The organism is Stenotrophomonas sp. Ste96, from assembly GCF_024519495.1.
GTDB lineage: Bacteria > Pseudomonadota > Gammaproteobacteria > Xanthomonadales > Xanthomonadaceae > Stenotrophomonas > Stenotrophomonas bentonitica_A.
Genome location: NZ_JALJRX010000001.1, coordinates 101,634 through 122,086, shown reverse-complemented (window position 1 = coordinate 122,086; position 20,453 = coordinate 101,634). Strand labels below are relative to the sequence as shown.

General features: G+C 67.8%; 17 protein-coding genes. 14 read left to right on the top strand and 3 right to left on the bottom strand.

The annotated features are described in order from the left end of the window. Nucleotides 1-104 precede the first annotated feature (104 nt). From OC373_RS00560 to OC373_RS00530, 7 genes are all read left to right on the top strand, one after another. The gene (locus OC373_RS00560) at nucleotides 105-4,853 is read left to right on the top strand and encodes an ATP-dependent helicase (RefSeq protein WP_261996763.1); all 4,749 of its coding nucleotides are present in this window, start codon (nucleotides 105-107) and stop codon (nucleotides 4,851-4,853) included. A gap of 248 nt (nucleotides 4,854-5,101) precedes the next feature. Continuing rightward, nucleotides 5,102-5,518, top strand: coding sequence for a DUF2231 domain-containing protein (locus OC373_RS00555; RefSeq protein ID WP_019184657.1), 417 nt, complete (start codon nucleotides 5,102-5,104; stop codon nucleotides 5,516-5,518). Continuing rightward, nucleotides 5,515-6,831 (top strand): sorbosone dehydrogenase family protein, encoded by a 1,317-nt coding sequence (locus tag OC373_RS00550; protein WP_261996762.1) that lies wholly within the window; start codon nucleotides 5,515-5,517, stop codon nucleotides 6,829-6,831. Before OC373_RS00555 ends, OC373_RS00550 begins: the two co-directional genes overlap by 4 nt. 118 nt (nucleotides 6,832-6,949) lie before the next feature. Beyond that, nucleotides 6,950-9,490: a heavy metal translocating P-type ATPase gene (locus OC373_RS00545; RefSeq protein ID WP_261996761.1), complete on the top strand. Its 2,541-nt coding sequence runs from the start codon at nucleotides 6,950-6,952 to the stop codon at nucleotides 9,488-9,490. Beyond that, nucleotides 9,487-9,987, top strand: coding sequence for a Cu(I)-responsive transcriptional regulator (gene cueR / locus OC373_RS00540; protein ID WP_261996760.1), 501 nt, complete (start codon nucleotides 9,487-9,489; stop codon nucleotides 9,985-9,987). Before OC373_RS00545 ends, cueR begins: the two co-directional genes overlap by 4 nt. A 162-nt stretch (nucleotides 9,988-10,149) precedes the next feature. Continuing rightward, nucleotides 10,150-10,344, top strand: coding sequence for a heavy-metal-associated domain-containing protein (locus tag OC373_RS00535; protein WP_261997324.1), 195 nt, complete (start codon nucleotides 10,150-10,152; stop codon nucleotides 10,342-10,344). A gap of 215 nt (nucleotides 10,345-10,559) precedes the next feature. Beyond that, nucleotides 10,560-11,966: a DUF1254 domain-containing protein gene (locus OC373_RS00530; RefSeq protein ID WP_261996759.1), complete on the top strand. Its 1,407-nt coding sequence runs from the start codon at nucleotides 10,560-10,562 to the stop codon at nucleotides 11,964-11,966. 16 nt (nucleotides 11,967-11,982) lie between these two features. Here OC373_RS00530 and OC373_RS00525 read toward each other — a convergent pair whose 3' ends face one another. Together OC373_RS00525 and OC373_RS00520 are read right to left on the bottom strand one after the other, a co-directional pair. Continuing rightward, the gene (locus OC373_RS00525) at nucleotides 11,983-12,672 is read right to left on the bottom strand and encodes a type 1 glutamine amidotransferase domain-containing protein (protein ID WP_261996758.1); all 690 of its coding nucleotides are present in this window, start codon (nucleotides 12,670-12,672) and stop codon (nucleotides 11,983-11,985) included. Between the two features lie 99 nt (nucleotides 12,673-12,771). Then, entirely contained in the window at nucleotides 12,772-13,383 is a 612-nt protein-coding gene (locus tag OC373_RS00520; RefSeq protein WP_261996757.1) for a TetR/AcrR family transcriptional regulator, read from the bottom strand. 170 nt (nucleotides 13,384-13,553) lie between these two features. On the opposite strand from OC373_RS00520, the gene OC373_RS00515 reads away from it, so the two are divergent. Further along, the gene (locus OC373_RS00515; RefSeq protein WP_261996756.1) at nucleotides 13,554-13,823 is read left to right on the top strand and encodes a hypothetical protein; all 270 of its coding nucleotides are present in this window, start codon (nucleotides 13,554-13,556) and stop codon (nucleotides 13,821-13,823) included. Between the two features lie 19 nt (nucleotides 13,824-13,842). Here OC373_RS00515 and OC373_RS00510 read toward each other — a convergent pair whose 3' ends face one another. Further along, a complete protein-coding gene (locus tag OC373_RS00510; protein WP_261996755.1) occupies nucleotides 13,843-15,210 on the bottom strand; it encodes a PLP-dependent aminotransferase family protein in 1,368 nt (455 codons plus the stop codon). A gap of 190 nt (nucleotides 15,211-15,400) precedes the next feature. Here OC373_RS00510 and cyoA point away from each other — a divergent pair, with 190 nt between their 5' ends. From cyoA to OC373_RS00480, 6 genes are read left to right on the top strand one after another with little or no spacing between them, the layout of a single operon-like run. Next, a complete protein-coding gene (cyoA, locus tag OC373_RS00505; protein WP_261996754.1) occupies nucleotides 15,401-16,375 on the top strand; it encodes a ubiquinol oxidase subunit II in 975 nt (324 codons plus the stop codon). Nucleotides 16,376-16,377: 2 nt separating this feature from the next. Further along, entirely contained in the window at nucleotides 16,378-18,357 is a 1,980-nt protein-coding gene (gene cyoB, locus OC373_RS00500) for a cytochrome o ubiquinol oxidase subunit I (protein WP_261996753.1), read from the top strand. Then, nucleotides 18,354-18,992 (top strand): cytochrome o ubiquinol oxidase subunit III, encoded by a 639-nt coding sequence (gene cyoC, locus OC373_RS00495; protein WP_261996752.1) that lies wholly within the window; start codon nucleotides 18,354-18,356, stop codon nucleotides 18,990-18,992. The genes cyoB and cyoC overlap by 4 nt, the downstream gene beginning before the upstream one ends. Then, the gene (gene cyoD / locus OC373_RS00490; RefSeq protein ID WP_019184641.1) at nucleotides 18,989-19,342 is read left to right on the top strand and encodes a cytochrome o ubiquinol oxidase subunit IV; all 354 of its coding nucleotides are present in this window, start codon (nucleotides 18,989-18,991) and stop codon (nucleotides 19,340-19,342) included. The genes cyoC and cyoD overlap by 4 nt, the downstream gene beginning before the upstream one ends. After that, nucleotides 19,339-19,821 carry a copper chaperone PCu(A)C gene (locus tag OC373_RS00485; protein WP_261996751.1) on the top strand — a complete coding sequence of 161 codons (483 nt, stop codon included), beginning with the start codon at nucleotides 19,339-19,341 and terminating at the stop codon, nucleotides 19,819-19,821. The genes cyoD and OC373_RS00485 overlap by 4 nt, the downstream gene beginning before the upstream one ends. Beyond that, a complete protein-coding gene (locus tag OC373_RS00480) occupies nucleotides 19,818-20,387 on the top strand; it encodes an SCO family protein (protein ID WP_261996750.1) in 570 nt (189 codons plus the stop codon). Before OC373_RS00485 ends, OC373_RS00480 begins: the two co-directional genes overlap by 4 nt. The last annotated feature ends 66 nt before the right edge of the window (nucleotides 20,388-20,453 follow it).

Here is a 20,453-nt window from a genome sequence, read left to right as displayed (position 1 = left end):
CCGCGATGGCGGGGCGGTTGACGCTCGCCCGACGTGGCATACCCTAGGGTGCCTGCATTCGTTCGCGGCCGACGCCAGGCGAGCGTCCCACGACCTCCGGATCCATGCGCACCTCGAACGATCTCCCCGGCTCGCTGGCCACCTTCACCCCGGCCACGCGCGCCTGGTTCACCGCGGCGTTCACCGCGCCCACGCCGGCGCAGGCGCATGCCTGGGCTGCGATCGGCGCCGGCGAGCACACGCTGGTGATCGCGCCGACCGGTTCGGGCAAGACGCTGGCGGCGTTCCTGCACGCGATCGACCAGTTGTTCCGCAGCGGCGAGCCATCCAGCGTTCCGCCCTCCCATCCAGCGCCGCCGAAAAAGCGCGGCACCCGCGTGCTGTACCTCTCGCCGATCAAGGCGCTCGGTGCCGACGTGCAGCGCAACCTGCAGATTCCCTTGCAGGGGGTCAGCGCCGAACGTGAGCGGCGCGGCGATCCGGCGGTCAACCTGTCCGTGGCGATCCGCAGCGGCGACACCACGGCCGCCGAGCGGGCGCGGCTGGTCCGGCGCCCGCCCGACATCCTGATCACCACGCCTGAGTCGCTGTTCCTGATGCTGACCTCGCAGGCGCGCGAAACACTGCGCGAGGTGCATACCGTGATCATCGATGAGATCCATGCGGTGGCCGGCAGCAAGCGCGGTACCCATCTGGCGCTGAGCCTGGAACGGCTGGAGGCGCTGCTGGCGGTGCCGGCGCAGCGCATCGGGCTCTCTGCCACGGTGCGGCCGGTCGAGGAGGTTGCGCGGTTCCTCGGGGGCGACCGTCCGGTCAGGGTGGTCCATCCGCCGTCGCAACGGGCATTGGATGTGCGCATCGTCGTGCCGGTGGAGGACATGGCCGACCTGCCGCCCCATCCCGGCGCTTCGGAGGCTTCGCCGTCGTCCGGGCGTCTGGGGTCGATCTGGCCGCACGTGGAGGCCAGCATTCTCGATCAGGTGCTGGCCCGGCGCTCCACCATCGTGTTCGCCAACGCGCGCGGGGTGGCCGAGAAGCTGACGGCGCGGCTCAACGAGCTGTACGCCGAGCGCCTCGCGCAGCGGCCAACGCAGGCTCCGGCGGCAGAGCACCATGGTTCCTTCACTGGCGGCACCGCCGCGCGCTCGGCCGGGGCAGAGCCGCTGATCGCACGTTCACACCATGGCTCGGTGTCCAAAGAGCAGCGCCGCGAGATCGAACAGGCGCTCAAATCCGGTGAGCTGCGCTGCGTGGTCGCCACCTCCAGCCTGGAGCTGGGGATCGACATGGGTCTGGTCGATCTGGTCATCCAGGTCGCCGCGCCGCCTTCGGTGGCCAGCGCACTGCAGCGGGTCGGGCGCGCCAGCCACCAGGTGGGCGGCATCTCCACCGGCCTGGTCTACCCACGCACCCGCCGCGATCTGATCGATGCGACGGTCGCGGTGGAGCGCATGCTCGCCGGCGATATCGAGGCGATCGACCCTCCGCGCAATCCGCTGGACGTGCTGGCCCAGCAGACCGTGGCCGCCGCGGCGATGGATACGCTGCAGGTGGAGGCGTGGTTTGCCTGTGTGCGTCGCGCGGCGCCGTACCGGACGCTGCCGCGCAGCGCTTTCGATGCCACGCTGGACATGCTGGCCGGGCGCTACCCGTCCGATGATTTCGCCGGGTTCCGCCCACGGCTGGTCTGGAACCGTGACACCGGTGAGCTGAGCGCGCGGCCCGGATCGAAGCAGCTCGCCGTGACCAGCGGCGGCACCATTCCCGACCGCGGCATGTTCAGCGTGATGCTGCCGGAGGGCGAGGAACGCGCGGGCTCGCGTCGGGTCGGCGAGCTGGACGAGGAAATGGTCCATGAGTCGCGCGTCAACGACGTGATCACGCTCGGCGCGACGTCGTGGCGCATCGAACAGATCACCCATGACCAGGTGGTGGTGACCCCGGCACCGGGCCGCTCGGCGCGGCTGCCGTTCTGGCGGGGCGACGGCGTGGGGCGCCCGGCCGAGCTGGGCGAAGCGGTCGGTGCCTTCATCGGGGCGCTGGAAGGCGCGGTCGGCGAGGGCGACGTTGCCCCCGCGCTGCGGGCGCGGCTGCAGGCCGATGGGTTGGCCGACAACGCGGTCGCCAACATCGTCGGCCTGCTGGGCGAACAGCGTGAGGCCACCGGCCTGCTACCCACCGATCGCACCCTGGTGGTGGAACGTTGCCGCGACGAATCCGGCGACTGGCGGTTGATGCTGCATTCGCCGTATGGCCGGCGCGTGCATGACCCGTGGGCGCTGGCGATGGCCGCGCGCATCCGCGAGCGCTGGGGCATCGATCCGGCGGTGGTGGCCAGTGATGACGGCATCATCGCGCGGCTGCCCGACGCTGCCGGCCGCCTGCCCGGGGCGGAGCTGTTCCTGTTCGAGCCGGAGCGGCTGCGCAGCGAGGTGAGCCGCGCGGTGGGCGGCTCGGCCTTGTTCGCCGCCCGCTTCCGCGAATGCGCGGCGCGCGCGCTGTTGTTGCCGCGGCGCACGCCGGGCCGCCGCTCCCCACTGTGGCAGCAGCGCCTGCGCGCGGGCGAGCTGCTCGGGATCGCGCAGGGCTACCCCGAATTTCCGATCCTGATCGAAACCGCGCGCGAATGCCTGCAGGACGTCTACGATCTGGACGCACTGGATGGGTTGATGCAGCGGCTGGCCGATGGGCGCGTGGCGATGGCCGAGGTCACCACCGAGGTGCCATCACCGTTCGCGGCGAACCTGCTGTTCGGCTATGTCGCCGAGTTCATGTACGGCACCGACGTGCCGCTGGCCGAGCGCCGCGCGTCGGTGCTCTCGCTCGACAGCGGCCTGCTGGGGGATCTGCTCGGCCAGGTCGATCTGGGCGAACTGCTTGATCCCACCGTGGTCGACGCGATGGGCGAGGCGCTGCAGCGGCGCGCGCCGGATCGCCGCGCCAAGGGCAAGGAGGGCGTTGCCGATCTGCTGCGCGAGCTGGGCCCGCTCACGGCGGCTGCGCTGGCCGCGCGCCTCATCGACGCCGAGCCGCTGCCGCTGCTCCAGGCATTGGAGCAGGAGCGCCGCGCGATCCGGATTCCGATCGCCGGTGCCGAACACTGGGCCGCCATCGAAGATGCCGCACGCCTGCGCGACGCACTCGGTGTCGCCGTGGCGGCGGACCTGCCCGACGCATTCCTGCAGCCGGCTGCCGATCCGTTGGGCGAGTTGCTGGCGCGCTATGCCCGCAGCCATCCGCCGTTCACCACCGCCGACGCAGCAGCGGCGTTCGGGCTGGGCGTGGCCGTGGCCGATGCCGCGCTGACCCGGCTGGAAATGCAGGGCAAGCTGCTGAAGGGCACGTTCGGCGTGGTCCGGCGGCAGTCGGAGGGTGCCGGCGCGATGCCGGCGCCGGTGCCATTGGCCCGTCACGAATGGGTAAGCGAGGACGTGTTCCGGCGGTTGCGGGTGCGCTCGCTGCAGGCCGCGCGCGAGGCCACCCGGCCGGTGCCCCGCGAGGCTTACGCGTTGCTGGTGCTGGAACGGCATGGCCTGATCGCCGATGCCGCCCAGGCCGCCCGTGGCATGCAGACCCCGGCCCGCAGTGCGCTGGAGGGCATCGACGGCGTGGCACGGGTCGTGGAACTGCTGGCCGGCGTGCCGCTGCCCGCCTCGGTATGGGAGCAGCAGATATTGCCCGCGCGGGTGGTGGACTACGCGCCCGGACTGCTGGACGAACTGCTCGCGACCGGCACGGTGCTGTGGTCAGGCCATGGCCGCATCGGCGAGGACGACGGCCTGGTCGCGCTGCACCTGCAGGAACTGGCCGCCGAGACCCTGCCGGCACTCCCGGCCAACGCGGAGCTCTCCCCGTTGCAGACCGGCATCCTGCAGGTGCTGGCCGACGGTGGTGCGTACTTCGCCCGCCAATTGGCCGCGGCGGTGCGCAGCCAGTGGGAGCAGGCCGGCACGGCCAGCCCGGAGATCACCCCGGACCAGCTGCAGAGCGCCCTGTGGGACCTGGCCTGGTCGGGCCAGGTGACCACCGACCTGTGGGCGCCGCTGCGCGCGCTGTCCGGCACGCGCCCGCCGCGCCCCCGCGTGACAAGGACGTCGCGGCGCAGCCGCGGTTTCCGCGGCTTCCCGATGCACGACATGCCCGCCGTCAGTGAAGGTTCGCCGCCGGGCACCGCCAGCTTCGCGGCGCCGACGCTGGCCGGTCGCTGGTCGCTGCTGCAACGGGAGGCGGTGAGTGACACCGTGCGTGCGGTGGCCCTGGCCGAGGGCCTGCTGGATCGCCACGGCATCGTGACCCGTGGCGCGGCCGTCGCGGAAGGGATTGCCGGCGGCTTCCCGGCATTGCATCAGGTCTATCGTGGGATGGAGGACACCGGCCGCGTGCTGCGCGGGCGTTTCGTGGAGGGGCTGGGCGGGGCGCAGTTCGCTGACCGCCTGTTGGTGGACCGCCTGCGCGGGATTGCCGAGGCGCTGCGGCCGGGGGCTGCCGACATCGCGGTCGGCCTGTCCGCGGTGGACCCGGCCAATCCGTTCGGTACGGTGCTGCCGTGGCCAGCGCTTCGCACGGGGCAGCGTCCGGTGCGGCGGGCTGGCGCGTTCGTGGTGATCGGCGGTGGGCGCCTGCTGATGTATCTGGCCCAGGGGGGGCGCCACCTGCAGGTGTATGTCGACGCGGATGATCCGTCGCTTGGCGCGGCCTCGCAGGCACTGGCCAGTGCGCTCAGGCGTGGCCGGCGCAGTTCCTTCACCCTGGAGCTGATCAACGACGCGGTGGTGAAGCGCGACGCCTTGATGGATGCCCTGCGTGCCGCGGGTTTTTCCAGTGCGCCCAAGGGCGTGAGCTGGGAAGGGTAACCAGAAGAGCGGGCATTGCTGCCGGGCTTGCCGCGGCCATCGCCGGGCGCGGCGTGGTGCTGTTCCCGACCTGGTTGTTCAATGCGGAGACCCTGAAGGGCGGGGGCATGGTCAAGCTGCTCGGCGAGTGGGAGTTCTCCCCGCAGTCCGAAGGCGTGCACCTGCAGCTGCTCTCAAGCCATCGGCACCCCCATCACGCCGGGGGTGGCAGGATCGGGAGAGATTCGCCCCCTCACCAGGAGACCACCATGGCTTCGACCGTTGTCCTGACCCGATCATGGGTCATCCATCCGTTCCACGCCGCTGTACTGGGCGGCGTGCTGCCGTTGTTCCTCGGCGCACTGCTGGCGGACTATGCATATTGGAGTTCGTACGAGATCCAGTGGGCCAACTTCGCGTCCTGGCTGCTGATCGGGGCAATGGTGATGACCACGCTGGCGCTGCTGTGCGGGATCGTCGGGCTGGTCCGTGGCAGTCGCAACCTCGCTTACGTGGTGATTCTCGCGGTGATCTGGGGCGTGGGCTTCATCAACTGCCTGCACCATGCGCGCGACGCGTGGGCGGTGATGCCGGCGGGCCTGGTGCTCTCGGTGATCCTGACCGTGCTGGCGCTGATCGCCACCTGGGTGGGACTGTCCAGCCTGCGCGTGGGAGGTGTGCGATGAGCCGCCAGACGACGCTCCGCATTCTCTCGTTCTCCGCGCTTGCGGTCGCCCTGGCTGCCTGCAGCGGCAAGGCGCCGGAGCTGGAACAGTATGGCGGCAACCCGGAGATGCCCAAGCCGCATCGCGGGCTGATGCCGGACATGACCATCGCCAAGCCGGCGCAATGGGGTGACATGCTCCCCACCGTGCCCAAGGGCTACCGCATCTCGGCGATCGCCACCGATCTGGCCATTCCGCGGCAGACCCTGGTGCTGCCCAACGGCGACATTCTCGTGGCCGAAGGCCGCGGCGGCAGCGCGCCGAACCTCAAGCCGAAGGATGTCATCGCCGGCAAGATCAAGGCCAAGGGCAATACCGCGGTCAAGAGCGGCAACCGCCTGACCCTGCTGCGCGACGCCGATGGCGATGGCGTCTACGAATTGAAAACGGTGTTCGCCGACAAGCTCAACGCGCCGTACGGCCTGGCGATGATCGGCAATGCGATCTTTGTTGCCAACCAGGACGCGGTGGTGCGCTTTGATTACCAGGAAGGGCAGACCAAGGCCAGTGGCGCACCGGTCAAGCTCACCGACCTGCCCGCGGCGATCAACCATCACTGGACCAAGGCGATGACCGCCAGCGCCGATGGCCGTTATCTGTACGTGGGCATCGGCTCCAACAGCAACATCACCGAACGTGGCATGGCGGTGGAGATCGACCGCGCGCGGATCTGGCAGATCGATGCGGTCACCGGCGCGCACAAGGATTACGCCACCGGTATCCGCAACCCCACTGCGTTGGCGATCCAGCCGGGCACGGGCACCTTGTGGGCGGTGGTCAACGAACGTGACGAGATCGGCCCCAACCTGGTGCCCGATTACCTCACCTCGGTGAGGGAGGGCGGCTTCTATGGGTGGCCCTACAGCTATTGGGGCAAGAACGTGGACCGCCGGGTGATGCCGCAGAACCCGGAGAAGGTCGCCTCGGCGATCGCACCGGACTATGCGCTCGGTTCGCACGTGGCCGCGCTGGGCGTGGCCTTCTCGTCCCCGGTGATGGGCACGCAGTTCGCCGAGGGTGTCTTCGTCGGCGAGCATGGCAGCTGGAACCGCAATCCGCCGGTGGGCTACAAGGTCGTGTTCGTGCCCTTCAGCAATGGCCGCCCGGCTGGCGAACCGATCGATTTCGTGAGCGGCTTCTTCGGCGAAGACGGCAAGACCCGTGGCCGCCCGGTGGGCGTCACCGTCGATCCGCGCGGCGCGCTGATCGTCGCCGACGATCTCTCCAACACCATCTGGCGGGTTACCGCCGACGGCACCCCGGCACAGCCGTAAGGCTATTTAACAGGGACGGAGGGGATTAATAATTCCCTCCGTCCCCGTTAAGAGGGGCTTGACCTTCCCATGATGGGAATCTTTAGGGTGGCACGTAACCTCACCCCAAGGACTGCCCATGTCGTCTGTAATCTCCCGGTCCGGCGCGCCGATCAGCCGCCTGAGTCTGCCCATCGAGGGCATGACCTGCGCCTCCTGCGTGGGCCGGGTGGAGCGTGCGCTGACCGCCGTCCCCGGCGTGCAGACCGCCGCGGTCAACCTCGCCACGGAGCGGGCCGATCTCAGCTTCATCGGTGCGCCCGACCCGCAGGCAGCGGTGCGCGCCATCGAACGCGCGGGCTACAGCGTCCGCGAAGACACCACCGAGCTGAGCATCGAGGGGATGACCTGTGCGTCCTGCGTCGGTCGCGTGGAACGCAGTCTTGCGCAGCTGCCGGGCGTGATCGCGGCCAGCGTCAACCTGGCCACCGAGCGGGCGCAGGTGCGGCATCTGGCCGGCACGGTGTCCGTGGCCGATCTTCAGGCCGCCGTCGAGAACGCCGGCTACACCGCGCGGCCGGTCAGTGTGAGCACGGCCGCAACCGGTGACCAGGACGAGCAACGCCGTGAAGGCGAAGCACGCGCGCTGCGCCGTTCCCTGCTGCTGGCGGCGGTGCTGACCCTGCCGGTCTTCATCCTGGAAATGGGCTCGCACCTCGTCCCGGCCATGCATCACTGGGTAGTGCACACCGTAGGGTTGCAGACCAGCTGGTACCTGCAGTTCGCGCTGGCCACGCTGGTGCTGTTCGGGCCGGGCCTGCGCTTCTTCCGAAAGGGCGTGCCGGCACTGCTGCGCGGCGCCCCCGACATGAACTCGCTGGTGTCGCTGGGCACGGCAGCGGCGTACGGCTATTCCGTGGTCGCGACCTTCGCACCGGGCGCACTCCCGCCGGGAACCGCGAATGTCTACTTCGAGGCGGCCGTGGTGATCGTGACCCTGATCCTGCTCGGCCGCACGCTGGAGGCGCGGGCCAAGGGCCGTACCTCGCAGGCGATCAAGCGCCTGGTCGGGTTGCAGGCGCGGACCGCGCGCGTGCAGCGCGGTGGGGAGACCGTCGAAGTGCCGCTTGAACAGGTCACGCTGGACGACATCGTGCTGGTCCGCCCGGGCGAGAAGGTGCCGGTCGATGGCGAGGTGGTGGAGGGTGCCTCCTATGTCGACGAAAGCATGATCACCGGTGAGCCGGTACCGGTGGCCAAGGCCGTGGGCGCGGAGGTGGTGGGCGGTACGCTCAACACCACCGGTGCCTTTAGTTTCCGCGTCACCAAGGTGGGCGGGGACACGGTGCTGGCGCAGATCATCCGTCTGGTCGAGCAGGCGCAGGGCTCCAAGCTGCCGATCCAGGCGCTGGTCGACAAGGTCACCATGTGGTTCGTGCCGGCGGTGATGGCCGCCGCCGCGCTCACCTTCCTGATCTGGCTGGTGTTCGGCCCCACGCCGGCGCTGACCTTTGCACTGGTCAACGCCGTGGCGGTGCTGATCATTGCCTGCCCCTGCGCGATGGGCCTGGCCACGCCCACCTCGATCATGGTCGGCACCGGCCGCGCGGCGGAGCTGGGGATCCTGTTCCGCAAGGGCGAAGCGCTGCAGGCATTGCGCGATGTGAGCGTGATCGCGCTGGACAAGACCGGCACGCTGACCAGGGGCCGTCCCGAACTGACCGACCTGGAGCCCGCCGACGGTTTCCAGGCCGATGAAGTGCTGGCGCTGGTGGCCGCAGTTGAAACGCGCTCGGAGCATCCCATCGCCGAAGCCATCGTGGCCGCCGCCAATGCGCGGGGTCTCGCACTGGCGACCTTGGAGTACTTCGAAGCGGTGCCCGGTTTCGGCGTCTCGGCGCGTGTCGGTGGCCGCACCGTAGCCGTGGGCGCGGACCGCTACATGACCCGGCTCGGCCTGGACGTGACCGCTTTCCAGCCCACCGCGCAGCGGCTGGGCGAGCAGGGCAGGAGCCCGCTGTATGCCGCCATCGACGGTCGCCTGGCGGCGGTGATCGCGGTGGCCGACCCGATCAAGGAAAGCACGCCTGCGGCGATCCAGGCGCTGCACGCATTGGGCCTGAAGGTGGCGATGATCACCGGTGACAACGCGGCCACGGCGGCAGCGATCGCGCGCCAGCTCGGCATCGATGAAGTGGCGGCTGAAGTGCTGCCGGATGGCAAGGTGGCTGCGCTCAAGCGCTTCCGCGCGGGCGGCGCGAAGGTGGCGTTCGTCGGGGACGGCATCAACGACGCACCGGCGCTGGCCGAGGCCGATGTCGGGTTGGCGATCGGCACCGGCACGGACGTGGCGATCGAAGCCGCCGATGTGGTGCTGATGTCCGGCGACCTGCGCGGCGTGCCCAACGCGATCGCGCTGAGCCAGGCGACGATCCGCAACATCAAGCAGAACCTGTTCTGGGCCTTCGCCTACAACGCGGTGCTGATTCCGGTCGCGGCGGGCCTGCTGTACCCGCTGAACGGCACGCTGCTTTCGCCGGTCTTCGCCGCCGCGGCGATGGCATTGTCCAGTGTGTTCGTGCTCGGCAACGCGCTGCGGCTCAAGCGCTTCCATGCACCGATGCAGGCCGATACGCTGGGTGCCGGCGTGGAGCAAGGCGCGATGAGGACCGTACGATGAATATTGGTGAAGCCGCGACGTTTTCGGGGGTCTCGGCGAAAATGATCCGCTACTACGAACAGATCGGCCTGATTCCCCCGGCCGCGCGCTCGGAGGCGGGCTACCGGCATTACAGCCCGCAGGACGCGCACAGCCTGCGTTTCATCCGGCGTGCGCGCGACCTCGGTTTTTCCGTCGAGCAGATCGGCGAACTGCTGGTGCTGTGGCAGGACCGCGAGCGTGCCAGCGCTGACGTCAAGGCGGTGGCGCTGTCCCATGTGGACGGGCTGAAGGCGAAGATCGCCGAGCTGCAGGCCATGGTGCAGACGCTGGAGCACCTGGCCGCGCATTGCCACGGCAATGATCGGCCGGACTGCCCGATCATCGCCGACCTGGCGCAGCCGGCTGCGGCGCCGGTGGAGACCGCAGCGGCCAGGAAGCCTCGCAAGACGCCGCTGTTCGGCGCCGATACACCGGTGTCTTCGCGCGGGCGTGCGTCCCGCAGGCCACGTTCCTGATCGACCCGGCCGCGTCCATGCCCGCACCGGGCGTGCACGCATCTGCTCCCGCGCGGCGGATAACGCGGGCATGAATGCCCGGCGATGCTCCACGACAATCGCTTGACCTTGCCACGTTGTCATCCCGGACAGTGGGCGCACACCCACGACGGCGAGGTCGCCATGCATCGTTTCATCATCCCCACCATGACCTGCGGCGGCTGTGCCCGTTCGGTCACCAAGGCCCTTCAGGGTGTCGATCCAGATGCGCGTATCGAGACCGACCCGCCCGCACGCGAGGTGCGTGTCGAGAGCGCCCACGGGCCGGAGGCGTTTGTTGCCGCACTGGCCGAGGCCGGATTTCCCGCGACGCGTTGAGCACGCGATCCTGCATAGCTGCCCGGAGGGCAACCCATGTGCACCAAGCATCTTCTGACGATTCTGCCGTCGCTGGCGGCAGCGATGACGGCACCGCACGCAGCAGCGGCAGTAGTTTTACTGAGGCCGCCCACGCAGATGTTCGCTGGTGCGCAGGACCGGCCACGGCGAGGATCAGTCTCCCAAGGCCTCCCCGGCCAGTCGGAGCTGACATCATGCACAACGTCGCGCACACGTCCACGCAGGTCGAGATAGCGGGTCCGGTCAGGGGTACCCGGCTGACTGAAGCGTATGTCCGGATGGTCGCGCGCAACGCCTATTTCTGGGCGTGGCCGATGCTCAACATCTACAACCGGCGGCTGAAGTTCAAGGATCTGCCCGAGCCGGGCCTGATGGGTGGCTTCGTGCCGGTGGCGCCACTGAATCATGTGTGCATGCTCAGCGATTACATCGGTCCGCAGGAGCGGATGGTGGCGTGCCCCAACCAGGACGTCGTCTACGGTGCCGGCAGCATCGGCCTGGATGTGGAGCCGGTGGTGCTGCAGGTGCCCGATTTCGGCGAGCGCTTCTGGGTCTACCAGGTGGTGGATCTGCGCAGCGACAGCTTCGCCGATATCGGCAAGATGTACGGTACGGCTCCCGGCTTCTACCTGCTGGTGGGCCCGGACTGGCACGGCGACGTTCCCGCCGGCATCACCCGGGTGTTCCGTTCCAGCAGCAAGACCGGTTTCGTCATTCCGCGGGTGTTCCTGGACGATACCCCGCAGGACCGGCAGGCGATCCTTCCGCTGATCAACCAGATCGACATGTATCCCTTGTCGGCCTTCGACGGCGCGCCCAAGCAGCGCGACTGGGCCCGGGTAGCCAGGCTTCCGGCGGACGAGAGCCAGGGCAATAGCGGCGGCGAAGCGCAATGGGTCATCCCTGCCAGCTTCATTGATGAGCTTCCGCTGGTGCTGGACGATGCCAGCCCATTGCCGGGTGAGCAGGCCCTGTATGCCGAGTTGCGGGCAGTGGTCGAGGCAGCACGCCAGAACCCCGAGCTCAAGCGTGCGATGACCGATGAAGTGGGCAAGGCCGAGAACGACCTGGTCGGTCCGCTGCTGCAGTTCCGCAACTACGGTCTGCCGCTGCCGCACCACTGGACCACGCAGAGCAATGGCGCGGCGTTCGGCACGGATTACTACACCCGCACCGCCGTGGCCAAATCCAACATCTTCGTCAACAAGCCGAACGAGACGAAATACTTCTATCAGGACCTGGACGATACCGGCCAGCGGCTGGACGGTTCCAGCCGCTACACGGTGACCTTCCCGGCCGGGCAGTTGCCGCCGGTGCAGGGTTTCTGGTCGCTGACGCTCTACAACCAGCATCACTTCTTCTCGCCCAACGCGATCGAGCGGTATTCGGTCGGCACCAAGAACAAGACCCTGATCGCCAATCCCGACGGCTCGCTGACGATCTACGTGCAGGCCGACGCACCCAGTGATCCGGTGCAGCAGGCGAACTGGCTGCCGGCACCCGAAGGCGAAGCGTTTTCGCTGTACATCCGTGCCTATTGGCCGCAGCCCGCGGTGACCGACGGCAGCTGGACGCCACCGCCGGTACGCGTCGCGGGTTGACTCGGCCCGGAGCGGGTCAGTTCTTGTTGGAAGCCACCGTCCGCAGCAGCACCGCGGCCGTCTCCGCCGAGGAGGCCGGATTCTGGCCGGTGATCAGCACGCCATCGGTGACCACGTACGAGCCCCAGTCCGGTCCCTTGGAATAGTGGCCGCCCGCTGCCTTGAGCATGTCCTCCACCAGGAAGGGCACCACCTCGGTCAGGCCGACGCCGGCTTCTTCGGTGTTGGTGAAGCCGGTGACCTTCCTGCCCTGGACCAGCGGGGTACCTTCGGCAGTCTTGACGTCACGCAGTACACCCGGCGCATGGCAGACCAGGGCCACCGGCTTGCCGGCAGCGATGAAGGCTTCGAGCAGCGCAACGGAATGGCGGTCTTCGGCCAGGTCCCAGAGCGGGCCGTGGCCGCCGGGATAGAACACGGTATCGAAGTCCGCCTGCGAGACGCTGTCCAGGCGTACGGTGTTGGCCAGCTGCGCGTTGGCATCCACGTCCGCCTCGAAACGGCGGGTGGCGTCGGTCTTGAAGTCGGGTTCGTTGCTCTTGGGATCCAGTGGCGGCTGGCCGCCCTTGGGCGAGGCCAGCACGATCTCGGCGCCTGCATCCTTGAAGGTGTAATAGGGCGCGGCCAGCTCTTCCAGCCAGAAGCCGGTCTTCTTGCCGGTGTTGCCGAGCTGGTCGTGGGAGGTCAGAACGATGAGGACTTTCATGGGAGACTCCAGAGGGTAGTAGGTGAAGAGTAGACCGGTCGTCTAGAAATGGAGCGTGAAAAAGCACGCCGGTCGGGCGCGCCGGTGATCTTCTACGCGTCAGCGCGAAGGGTGGAGCAACTGGTGGGTGGTGCGCAGGGCGGTCTCGAACGGCTGGGCATTGCGCACGATCTTGACCATGATGCTGGCGCCCAGCCAAAGCTGGTACAGACTCTGGGCGAGCGGCTCCGCGCCGCCCGCGAACGACAGCGAGCCGTCTTCGGCGCCGTCTTCGAGGGCGCGCGCGATGCGCTCGATGATGCCGGCCGTGCCCTGCTTCAACGCGGCACGCATGCTGGCGGACAGGTCGGCCACTTCCGCGCCCAGCTTCACCGCCAGGCACTTCCCTTGGCAATCCTCGAACGACTGGCTCTCCTGCCAGGCGCCGAAGTAGGCGTCCAACTGCTGCGCCTTGGTCTGGCCGGGCTGGCGGAAGAGGCGGTCCATATCGGCGAGGTAGGCACTGAAATAGTCGGCCAGCAGCGCTTCGCCGAAGGCTTCCTTGGAGGCGAAGTAGTGATAGAACGAGCCCTTGGGCACGCCTGCAGCGGTCAGTACCTCATTCAGGCCCACCGCCGAAAAGCCCTTCGCGCCCATGATCCGCTGGCCGGTGGCCAGGATCGTGTCGCGGACGTCGGTAGTGGCAGGAGCGCTGGCGGTGGCGGAGTTCATGGGATGCACTCTACGCCGAATTAGACCGGTCGTCTAGTGCCGGGTGCGCTGGGCTCATGGGCATCCCGCCAACGCCCGGTACCACCGGGTAGAGGGGCACGCTGTCGGCCGACGGCGCAGGATCAGGGTATATTCCCCGGCCCCTTTTACCGCCAGATCCAGCCTCCGCCATGAGCACGACCCGGAAACACTACAAACACCCTGCGGAATCCGAGATCGGCAACGGCACGATCTACCTCGAGGCGCAGGGCGATGTGATCGTCCGCCAGGTCGAAAGCTATCGCAGCGTGCTGGTCTGGGCCGACAAGTCCGGTCAGGCCGACGCGCGCTTCCCGCTGTCCGATCAGCCGCTGTCCTGGCTGGATCTGGATTCGGATGACGCCATTACCGCCAGCCAGTTTGAAGCGGTCTGGAAGCAGGCCAAGGCCGTTTCCGGCTGAGGAGGCCCACCGGCGGGGCTCAGACCGTCCAGCCGGCGCTTTCCGCGGCCGCCACATGCATCAGCTGATCCAGTTGCCGCAGCGCCCGATGCAGTTCCTGCCGGTTGGCCGCGGCACCCAATGAGATGCGCACCGCATCGTTGATCGCCACGCCATCCGGCGTGAATGCCGATGATGGTGCGATGCCCAGGCCCTGCAGGCGCGCGGCGTGGGTGAGGCTGGCATCGGTCCAATGTGCGGGCAGCCGGCACCACGCATGCACCCCCGCGCAGTGCTGCAGGAAGCGCGGCGAGAGCGCCGACTGCGCGAGGTAGCGGCGCTCGGCGGCTTCCTCCTGCACCAGTCTCAGCATGGCCTGGGCCGAGCCGTCCAGGATCAGCTGCGTCACCAGGGCATTCATCAGCGGCGGTGCCATCAGGTTGACCGCGCGCAGGGCATCGAGCACCGGTTGCCGGTCCATGCCGTCGGGCAGGCGCACGAAACCGGTGTGCAATCCCGGGCTCAGGCACTTGGAGAGAGTGGAGATGTAACAGGTGTGCCGTGGTGCCAGCAGCGCAAGCGGGGCAGGGGCGTCGTCAACCAGCAGCCAGTACGGATCGTCTTCAATCAGCTGCAGGTGCTGCGCGCGGATCACGTCGGCCAGGGCTACGCGGCGTGCGGGCGGCATGGTGTGGGCCGTGGGGTTCTGTGCGGTCGGGTTGAGATAGACCACGCGCGCGCCGTGCTTCTTCGCAGCGCGTGCCAGCGCATCCGGTCGCATGCCCGCGTCGTCGCACTCGACCACGTGCAGCCGTCGCTCCAACACCCGGGTGGCATGCAGCAGGCCGGGGTAGACCAATGGCTCGCACAGAATCGTGTCACCGGCATTGGTCAAGGCCAGCAGCAGGGCGGACAGCGCGGCCTGCGCGCCTTCCGTGACGATCACCGTACCTGCATCGACCTTGCCGAGGATCGGCTTGAGCCATTGTTGCGCGGCCTGATGATCCGCGCGGCTGCCGCCACCGACGTGGTACGTCATCAGGTTGCCGACATCGCTGCGGGTCAGCACCGATGACAGGCCGCGCCGCAGCACCTCGGCCACCTGCTGCCCGCCAGGGCTGGGCGGCAGGTTCATGCTCAGGTCGATCAGCTGGGTCAGTTCCACCTGTGGCGGCGCCACGAACGAGCCCAGCGGGCCGCGTGCATCGATCAGCCCGCGCTTGCGCGCCTCGGTGAAGGCCCGGGTGATCGTGGTCAGGTCCACGCCGAGTTCATTGGCCAGGGCGCGTTGCGCCGGCAGGCGCTCGCCGGGACGCAGTGCGCCGGACCAGACCGCACGTTCCAGCGCCTGCACGATGCGCAGGTAGACCGGCCCGTGGCCGTCGGCAATGAGGGGGCTCCACTCCATGCGGGCATGGTACGCGCGCGGCCGGGCAGGGCTGCGACAGTGTGTCGCATCATGTATGGATCATGTCGTTGCCTAACGTACGCGGCTGCGGCGGGCACCCCCCATGCATATCGGTCATGCAGGGGGGTGTTCGCCACTTCTCATGATCCGGGCCGCCCGGCCCGGCACTGCGTTGGAAGGGCCGTCACGCATGAACCCCGCTACACACCCCGCTCGCCGCGCCGCGCTGGCCGGTCGAGCCCGCGCCGGACGCTGGTTCGGCCTGGCAGCGCTGCTGCCGCTGCTGTCAGGTTGCAGGAACCTGGAGCTGTTCAATCCCATGGGCAGCATCGCCGAGCAGGAAATGCAGCTGATCCTGGTCTGCACCGGCCTGATGCTGCTGGTGGTGATCCCGGTGATCATCCTCACGCTGTACTTCGCGTGGCACTACCGCGAGTCGAACAAGAAGGCCACCTACGCACCCACCTGGTCGCACTCCACCGCCATCGAAGTGGTGGTGTGGACGATCCCGTGCCTGATCGTGGTCGTGCTCGGCGTGCTGATCTGGAAAAGCACCCACGCGCTGGACCCGTACCGGCCGATCGAATCGGACAAGGCGCCGCTGCGCGTGGAAGTGGTCTCGCTCAACTGGAAGTGGCTGTTCATCTATCCGGACCACAACGTGGCCACGGTCAACGAGCTGGTGATGCCGGTCGATACGCCGGTGGCGTTCAAGCTGACCTCCGAGTCGATGATGAATGCCTTCTTCGTGCCGCAGCTGGGCAGCATGGTCTACACCATGCCGGCAATGCAGACCCGCCTGCACCTGATCGGGCATACGCCGGGCACGTACGCGGGCATGTCCTCGGCCTACAGCGGCGCGGGCTTCTCGGACATGAAGTTCGATGCGCGGGTGATGACCGAGGCGGACTTCGCGCAGTGGCTGGCGCAGTCGCGCGGTACTGCCCAGCACCTGGGCCAGGCCCGTCTGGCCGAACTGGAGAAGCCGACCCACGGCGCGCCGACGCAGCGCTTCGCCAGCGTGGATACCGGTCTGTTCGACAGCATCCTGCGCCGCTACGGCGGCATGCCCGACGACGAAATCTGCCTGCCCGGTGAAGAACCCGGCGCGACATCCCAACTCGTGAGCCTGGCCGCGTCTGCCAGCCGTACCGCGGAGAACTGATTGTGCTTGGAAAGTTGAACCTCGAAGCGATTCCCTACCACGACCCGATCATCATGTCGGCGCTGGTGGGCTCGCTGCTGCTGGGCGTGGCGATCGTCGCGGCCATCACGTATTACAAGAAGTGGGGCTACCTCTGGACCGAGTGGATCACCTCGGTGGACCACAAGAAAATCGGCGTGATGTACATCATCCTGGCCCTGGTCATGCTGGTGCGCGGCTTCGCCGATGCGCTGATGATGCGGGCCCAGCAGGCCATCGCCGCCAATGACAGCGCCGGCTACCTGCCGCCGGAACACTACGACCAGATCTTCACCGCGCATGGCGTGATCATGATCTTCTTCGTGGCGACCCCGCTCATCGTGGGCCTGATGAACATCGTGGTGCCGCTGCAGATCGGCGCGCGCGACGTCGCCTTCCCGTTCGTCAACTCGCTCAGCTTCTGGTTGTCGGCGGTGGGCGCGGTGCTGGTGATGCTGTCGATGTTCGTCGGCGATTTCGCCGCGACCGGCTGGGTGGCGTATCCGCCGCTGTCCGGGATCGAGTACAGCCCCACGGTAGGCGTGGATTACTACATCTGGTCATTGCAGGTCTCCGGCATCGGCACCACGCTGACCGGCCTGAACTTCATCGTCACCATCCTCAAGATGCGTGCGCCGGGCATGGACCTGATGAAGATGCCGGTGTTCACCTGGACCGCACTGATCACCAACATCCTGATCGTGGCGATCTTCCCGGTGCTGACCGCGACCCTGGCGCTGCTGACCATGGATCGCTATTTCGGGATGCATTTCTTCACCAATGACGCTGGCGGCAACGCCATGATGTACGTCAACCTGATCTGGATCTGGGGCCACCCGGAAGTCTACGTGCTGATCCTGCCGTGCTTCGGCGCGTTCTCGGAAATCATCGCCACGTTCTCGGGCAAGCCGCTGTTCGGCTACCGCTCGATGGTCTACGCCACCTCGTCGATCGGCATCCTGTCGTTCTTCGTGTGGCTGCACCACTTCTTCACCATGGGCTCGGGCGCCAACGTCAATGCCTTCTTCGGCATCATGACCTCGATCATCTCGATCCCCACCGGGGTGAAGCTGTTCAACTGGCTGTTCACCATGTACCGCGGGCGGATCCGCTACCACTCCTCGACGCTGTGGACGATCGGCTTCATGGTCACCTTCGCCCTGGGCGGCATGACCGGCGTGATGCTGGCGATCCCGGGCGCGGACTTCGTGCTGCACAACAGCCTGTTCCTGATCGCGCACTTCCATAATGTGATCATCGGTGGCGTGGTGTTCGGCTGCCTGGCCGGCATCAGCTTCTGGTTCCCCAAGGCCTTTGGCTTCACCCTCAACGAGCGCTGGGGCAAGATTTCGTTCTGGTGCTGGCTGGTCGGCTTCTACCTGGCCTTCATGCCGCTGTACGTGCTCGGCTTCAAGGGCATGACCCGCCGCATGAACCACTACGGCGTGGAGGGTTACCAGCCGTGGCTGATCGTGGCCGCCATCGGTGCACTGGTGATCGCAGCCGGCATCGCCGCGATGTTCATCCAGTTCTATGTCAGCGTGCGTGACCGCAAGGCCAACATGGACCTCACCGGCGACCCGTGGAATGCGCGCAGCCTGGAGTGGGCCACGTCCTCGCCGCCGCCGTTCTACAACTTCGCCAGGCTGCCCGCGATCACCTCGCTGGAACAGCACTGGGACGACAAGCAGCACGGCCGTGCCTGGCAGCGCCAGGACCGCTACGAGGACATCCACATGCCGCGCAATACCGCCTCGGGCGTGGTGATTTCGGTGTTCAGCCTGGTGCTGTGCTTTGCCCTGGTCTGGCACATGTGGGTGCTGGCCGGCATCGGCCTGATCGGTGTGATCGCCACCTTCGTGCTGCGCTCGTACGACCGTGATGTGGACTACTACGTGCCCGCCGCCGAGGTGAAGCGCATCGAAGACGCGCACTTCGCGCAGATGGAAGGAGCCAAGGCATGAGCGGCGATACCCTGACCGCTGCCACGCAGCGCGGGCAGCTCGCGGCCGGTCATCACGACCCTGCCCACGCGCATCACGACGATGGCAACAAGACCGTCGTCGGGTTCTGGATGTACCTGATGGGCGACTGCCTGATCTTCGCGGTGCTGTTCGCCACCTTCGGCGTGCTGCTCAACGGAACGGCCGACGGCCCCAGTGGCAAGGAACTGTTCAAGCTCGGTTTCGTGCTTTCCGAAACGGTGGTGCTGCTGCTCAGCAGCTTCACCTTCGGCCTGGCGATGCTCGGCATGCAGGCCGGCAAGCGCAACCCGGTGGTGGGCTGGCTGGCCGTGACCGGGCTGCTCGGTGCGGTCTTCATCGGCATGGAGCTGTATGAGTTCGCCGAGCTGATCCATGAAGGCGCGACGCCGGATGTGAGTGCCTACCTCTCAGCGTACTTCACGCTGGTGGCCACCCACGGCCTGCACGTCACCTTCGGCCTGCTGTGGCTGGCGATCATGATCCACCAGGTGCTGAAGTTCGGCCTGGACGGCATCGTGCGCCGCCGCTTGGCCTGCCTGAGCCTGTTCTGGCACTTCCTGGATCTGATCTGGATCTGTGTGTTCACCTTCGTCTACTTGAGGGAGTTTGTATGAGCGCGAACGCGCCTGATGCCGATCACGGTGGCGGCCATGCCACCCTGACGGGCTACATCCTCGGCCTGCTGCTGTGCCTGGTCCTGACCGGCGCCTCGTTCGGCGTGGTCATGACCGATCTGGTCCCGCAGCCGCTGCGGCTGACCGCCATCGTGGTGCTGTGCGTGGTGCAGCTGGTCGCCCAGCTGGTGCTGTTCCTGCATATCGGGGCAGGGCGCAGCCAGCGCGAGAACACCGGCATCTTCCTGTGCACCGCCTTCCTGATCGCCATCGTGGTGGCCGGTTCGCTGTGGGTCATGCACAACGCCAACCTCAACATGATGCCGATGCAGATGTCGGGCACGCCATGAGCCGCTCATCCTGCGCAACCCTGCTGGCCGGGCTGCTGCTCTCCTCTCCCGTGATGCCGGTGGTGGCTGCGGCCCCGCAGGCCCACACCGCGGCAACGGTGTCGGTCAGCGATCCCTGGGTCCGCCTGCCACCGCCGGCGGCGAATGTCGCCGCCGGTTACGTGCTGCTGCATAACGGCGGCGGTGATGACCGGCTGCTGTCGGCCGCGTCCTCGATGTTCGCCGAGGTGCAGATCCATGCCATGCGCATGGACGGTGAAGTGATGCGCATGCAGGCGCTGCCCGATGGCCTGGCCTTGCCGGGGGGGCAGACCGTCGCGCTGGAGCCAGGTGGCTACCATCTGATGCTGCTCAAGCCGAAGCGGCCGTTGTCGGCCGGGCAGACGGTGCGGGTGACGCTGCAGTTTGCCCGGAGTGCACCGCAGGTGGTGGACTTCAGCGTGCGCGATGGCCTGGTGCTGCACGGAGCGGCGAAGTGAGGCGCTGGGTCGCCGCGGGCATCATGACGGTGGCGCTGCTGGCCGGTTGCGCCGATGGCCAGGCACCGGTAATGGGCCAGGCGGCACTCGGCGCGGTCAAGCTGGAGAGCAGCGACGGACGTACGCTGGCGATCCGCGACCTGCAGGGCACGCCGACGCTGCTGTTCTTCGGCTTCACCCACTGCCCCGAAGTGTGCCCGCTGAGCCTGGTCAAGGCAGTGCAGATCAAGCGGCTGCTGGGCCCCGCGGCAGAGCAGCTGCAGGTCGCCTTCGTGACCGTCGACCCCCAGCGCGATACGCCGGAGCACCTGCACGAGTACCTGGCGGCCTTCGATACGACGTTCCTCGGCCTGGCCGGCGACGAGGCCGGTACCCGTGCCATCGCCGAGAGCCTGGGCGTGAGCTATCGACGCGTCGGCGAAGGTGACCGGGTGACCTTCGAGCACACGGCCTCGTGGTTCCTGCTCGGTGCTGACGGCCAGCTGCAGGATGTCTACGGCTATGCAATGAGCGAACAGGATATCGTCGAGAAGCTGCGCGTTCGGCTGGCCGAGGCCGGCACGTGAGGGGGCTTCAGGCCACTCCCCACGCCTTCGCATGACCATGGACCGTGCAGGCGCGCACCGCGCGGA

What these genes read in the sequence shown, in the direction of transcription:
- OC373_RS00560 (WP_261996763.1), top strand. Translation starts at nt 105, where the DNA reads ATGCGCACCTCGAACGATCTCCCCGGCTCGCTGGCCACCTTCACCCCG.
- OC373_RS00555 (WP_019184657.1), top strand. Translation starts at nt 5,102, where the DNA reads ATGGCTTCGACCGTTGTCCTGACCCGATCATGGGTCATCCATCCGTTC.
- OC373_RS00550 (WP_261996762.1), top strand. Translation starts at nt 5,515, where the DNA reads ATGAGCCGCCAGACGACGCTCCGCATTCTCTCGTTCTCCGCGCTTGCG.
- OC373_RS00545 (WP_261996761.1), top strand. Translation starts at nt 6,950, where the DNA reads ATGTCGTCTGTAATCTCCCGGTCCGGCGCGCCGATCAGCCGCCTGAGT.
- cueR (WP_261996760.1), top strand. Translation starts at nt 9,487, where the DNA reads ATGAATATTGGTGAAGCCGCGACGTTTTCGGGGGTCTCGGCGAAAATG.
- OC373_RS00535 (WP_261997324.1), top strand. Translation starts at nt 10,150, where the DNA reads ATGCATCGTTTCATCATCCCCACCATGACCTGCGGCGGCTGTGCCCGT.
- OC373_RS00530 (WP_261996759.1), top strand. Translation starts at nt 10,560, where the DNA reads ATGCACAACGTCGCGCACACGTCCACGCAGGTCGAGATAGCGGGTCCG.
- OC373_RS00525 (WP_261996758.1), bottom strand. Translation starts at nt 12,672, where the DNA reads ATGAAAGTCCTCATCGTTCTGACCTCCCACGACCAGCTCGGCAACACC.
- OC373_RS00520 (WP_261996757.1), bottom strand. Translation starts at nt 13,383, where the DNA reads ATGAACTCCGCCACCGCCAGCGCTCCTGCCACTACCGACGTCCGCGAC.
- OC373_RS00515 (WP_261996756.1), top strand. Translation starts at nt 13,554, where the DNA reads ATGAGCACGACCCGGAAACACTACAAACACCCTGCGGAATCCGAGATC.
- OC373_RS00510 (WP_261996755.1), bottom strand. Translation starts at nt 15,210, where the DNA reads ATGGAGTGGAGCCCCCTCATTGCCGACGGCCACGGGCCGGTCTACCTG.
- cyoA (WP_261996754.1), top strand. Translation starts at nt 15,401, where the DNA reads ATGAACCCCGCTACACACCCCGCTCGCCGCGCCGCGCTGGCCGGTCGA.
- cyoC (WP_261996752.1), top strand. Translation starts at nt 18,354, where the DNA reads ATGAGCGGCGATACCCTGACCGCTGCCACGCAGCGCGGGCAGCTCGCG.
- cyoD (WP_019184641.1), top strand. Translation starts at nt 18,989, where the DNA reads ATGAGCGCGAACGCGCCTGATGCCGATCACGGTGGCGGCCATGCCACC.
- OC373_RS00485 (WP_261996751.1), top strand. Translation starts at nt 19,339, where the DNA reads ATGAGCCGCTCATCCTGCGCAACCCTGCTGGCCGGGCTGCTGCTCTCC.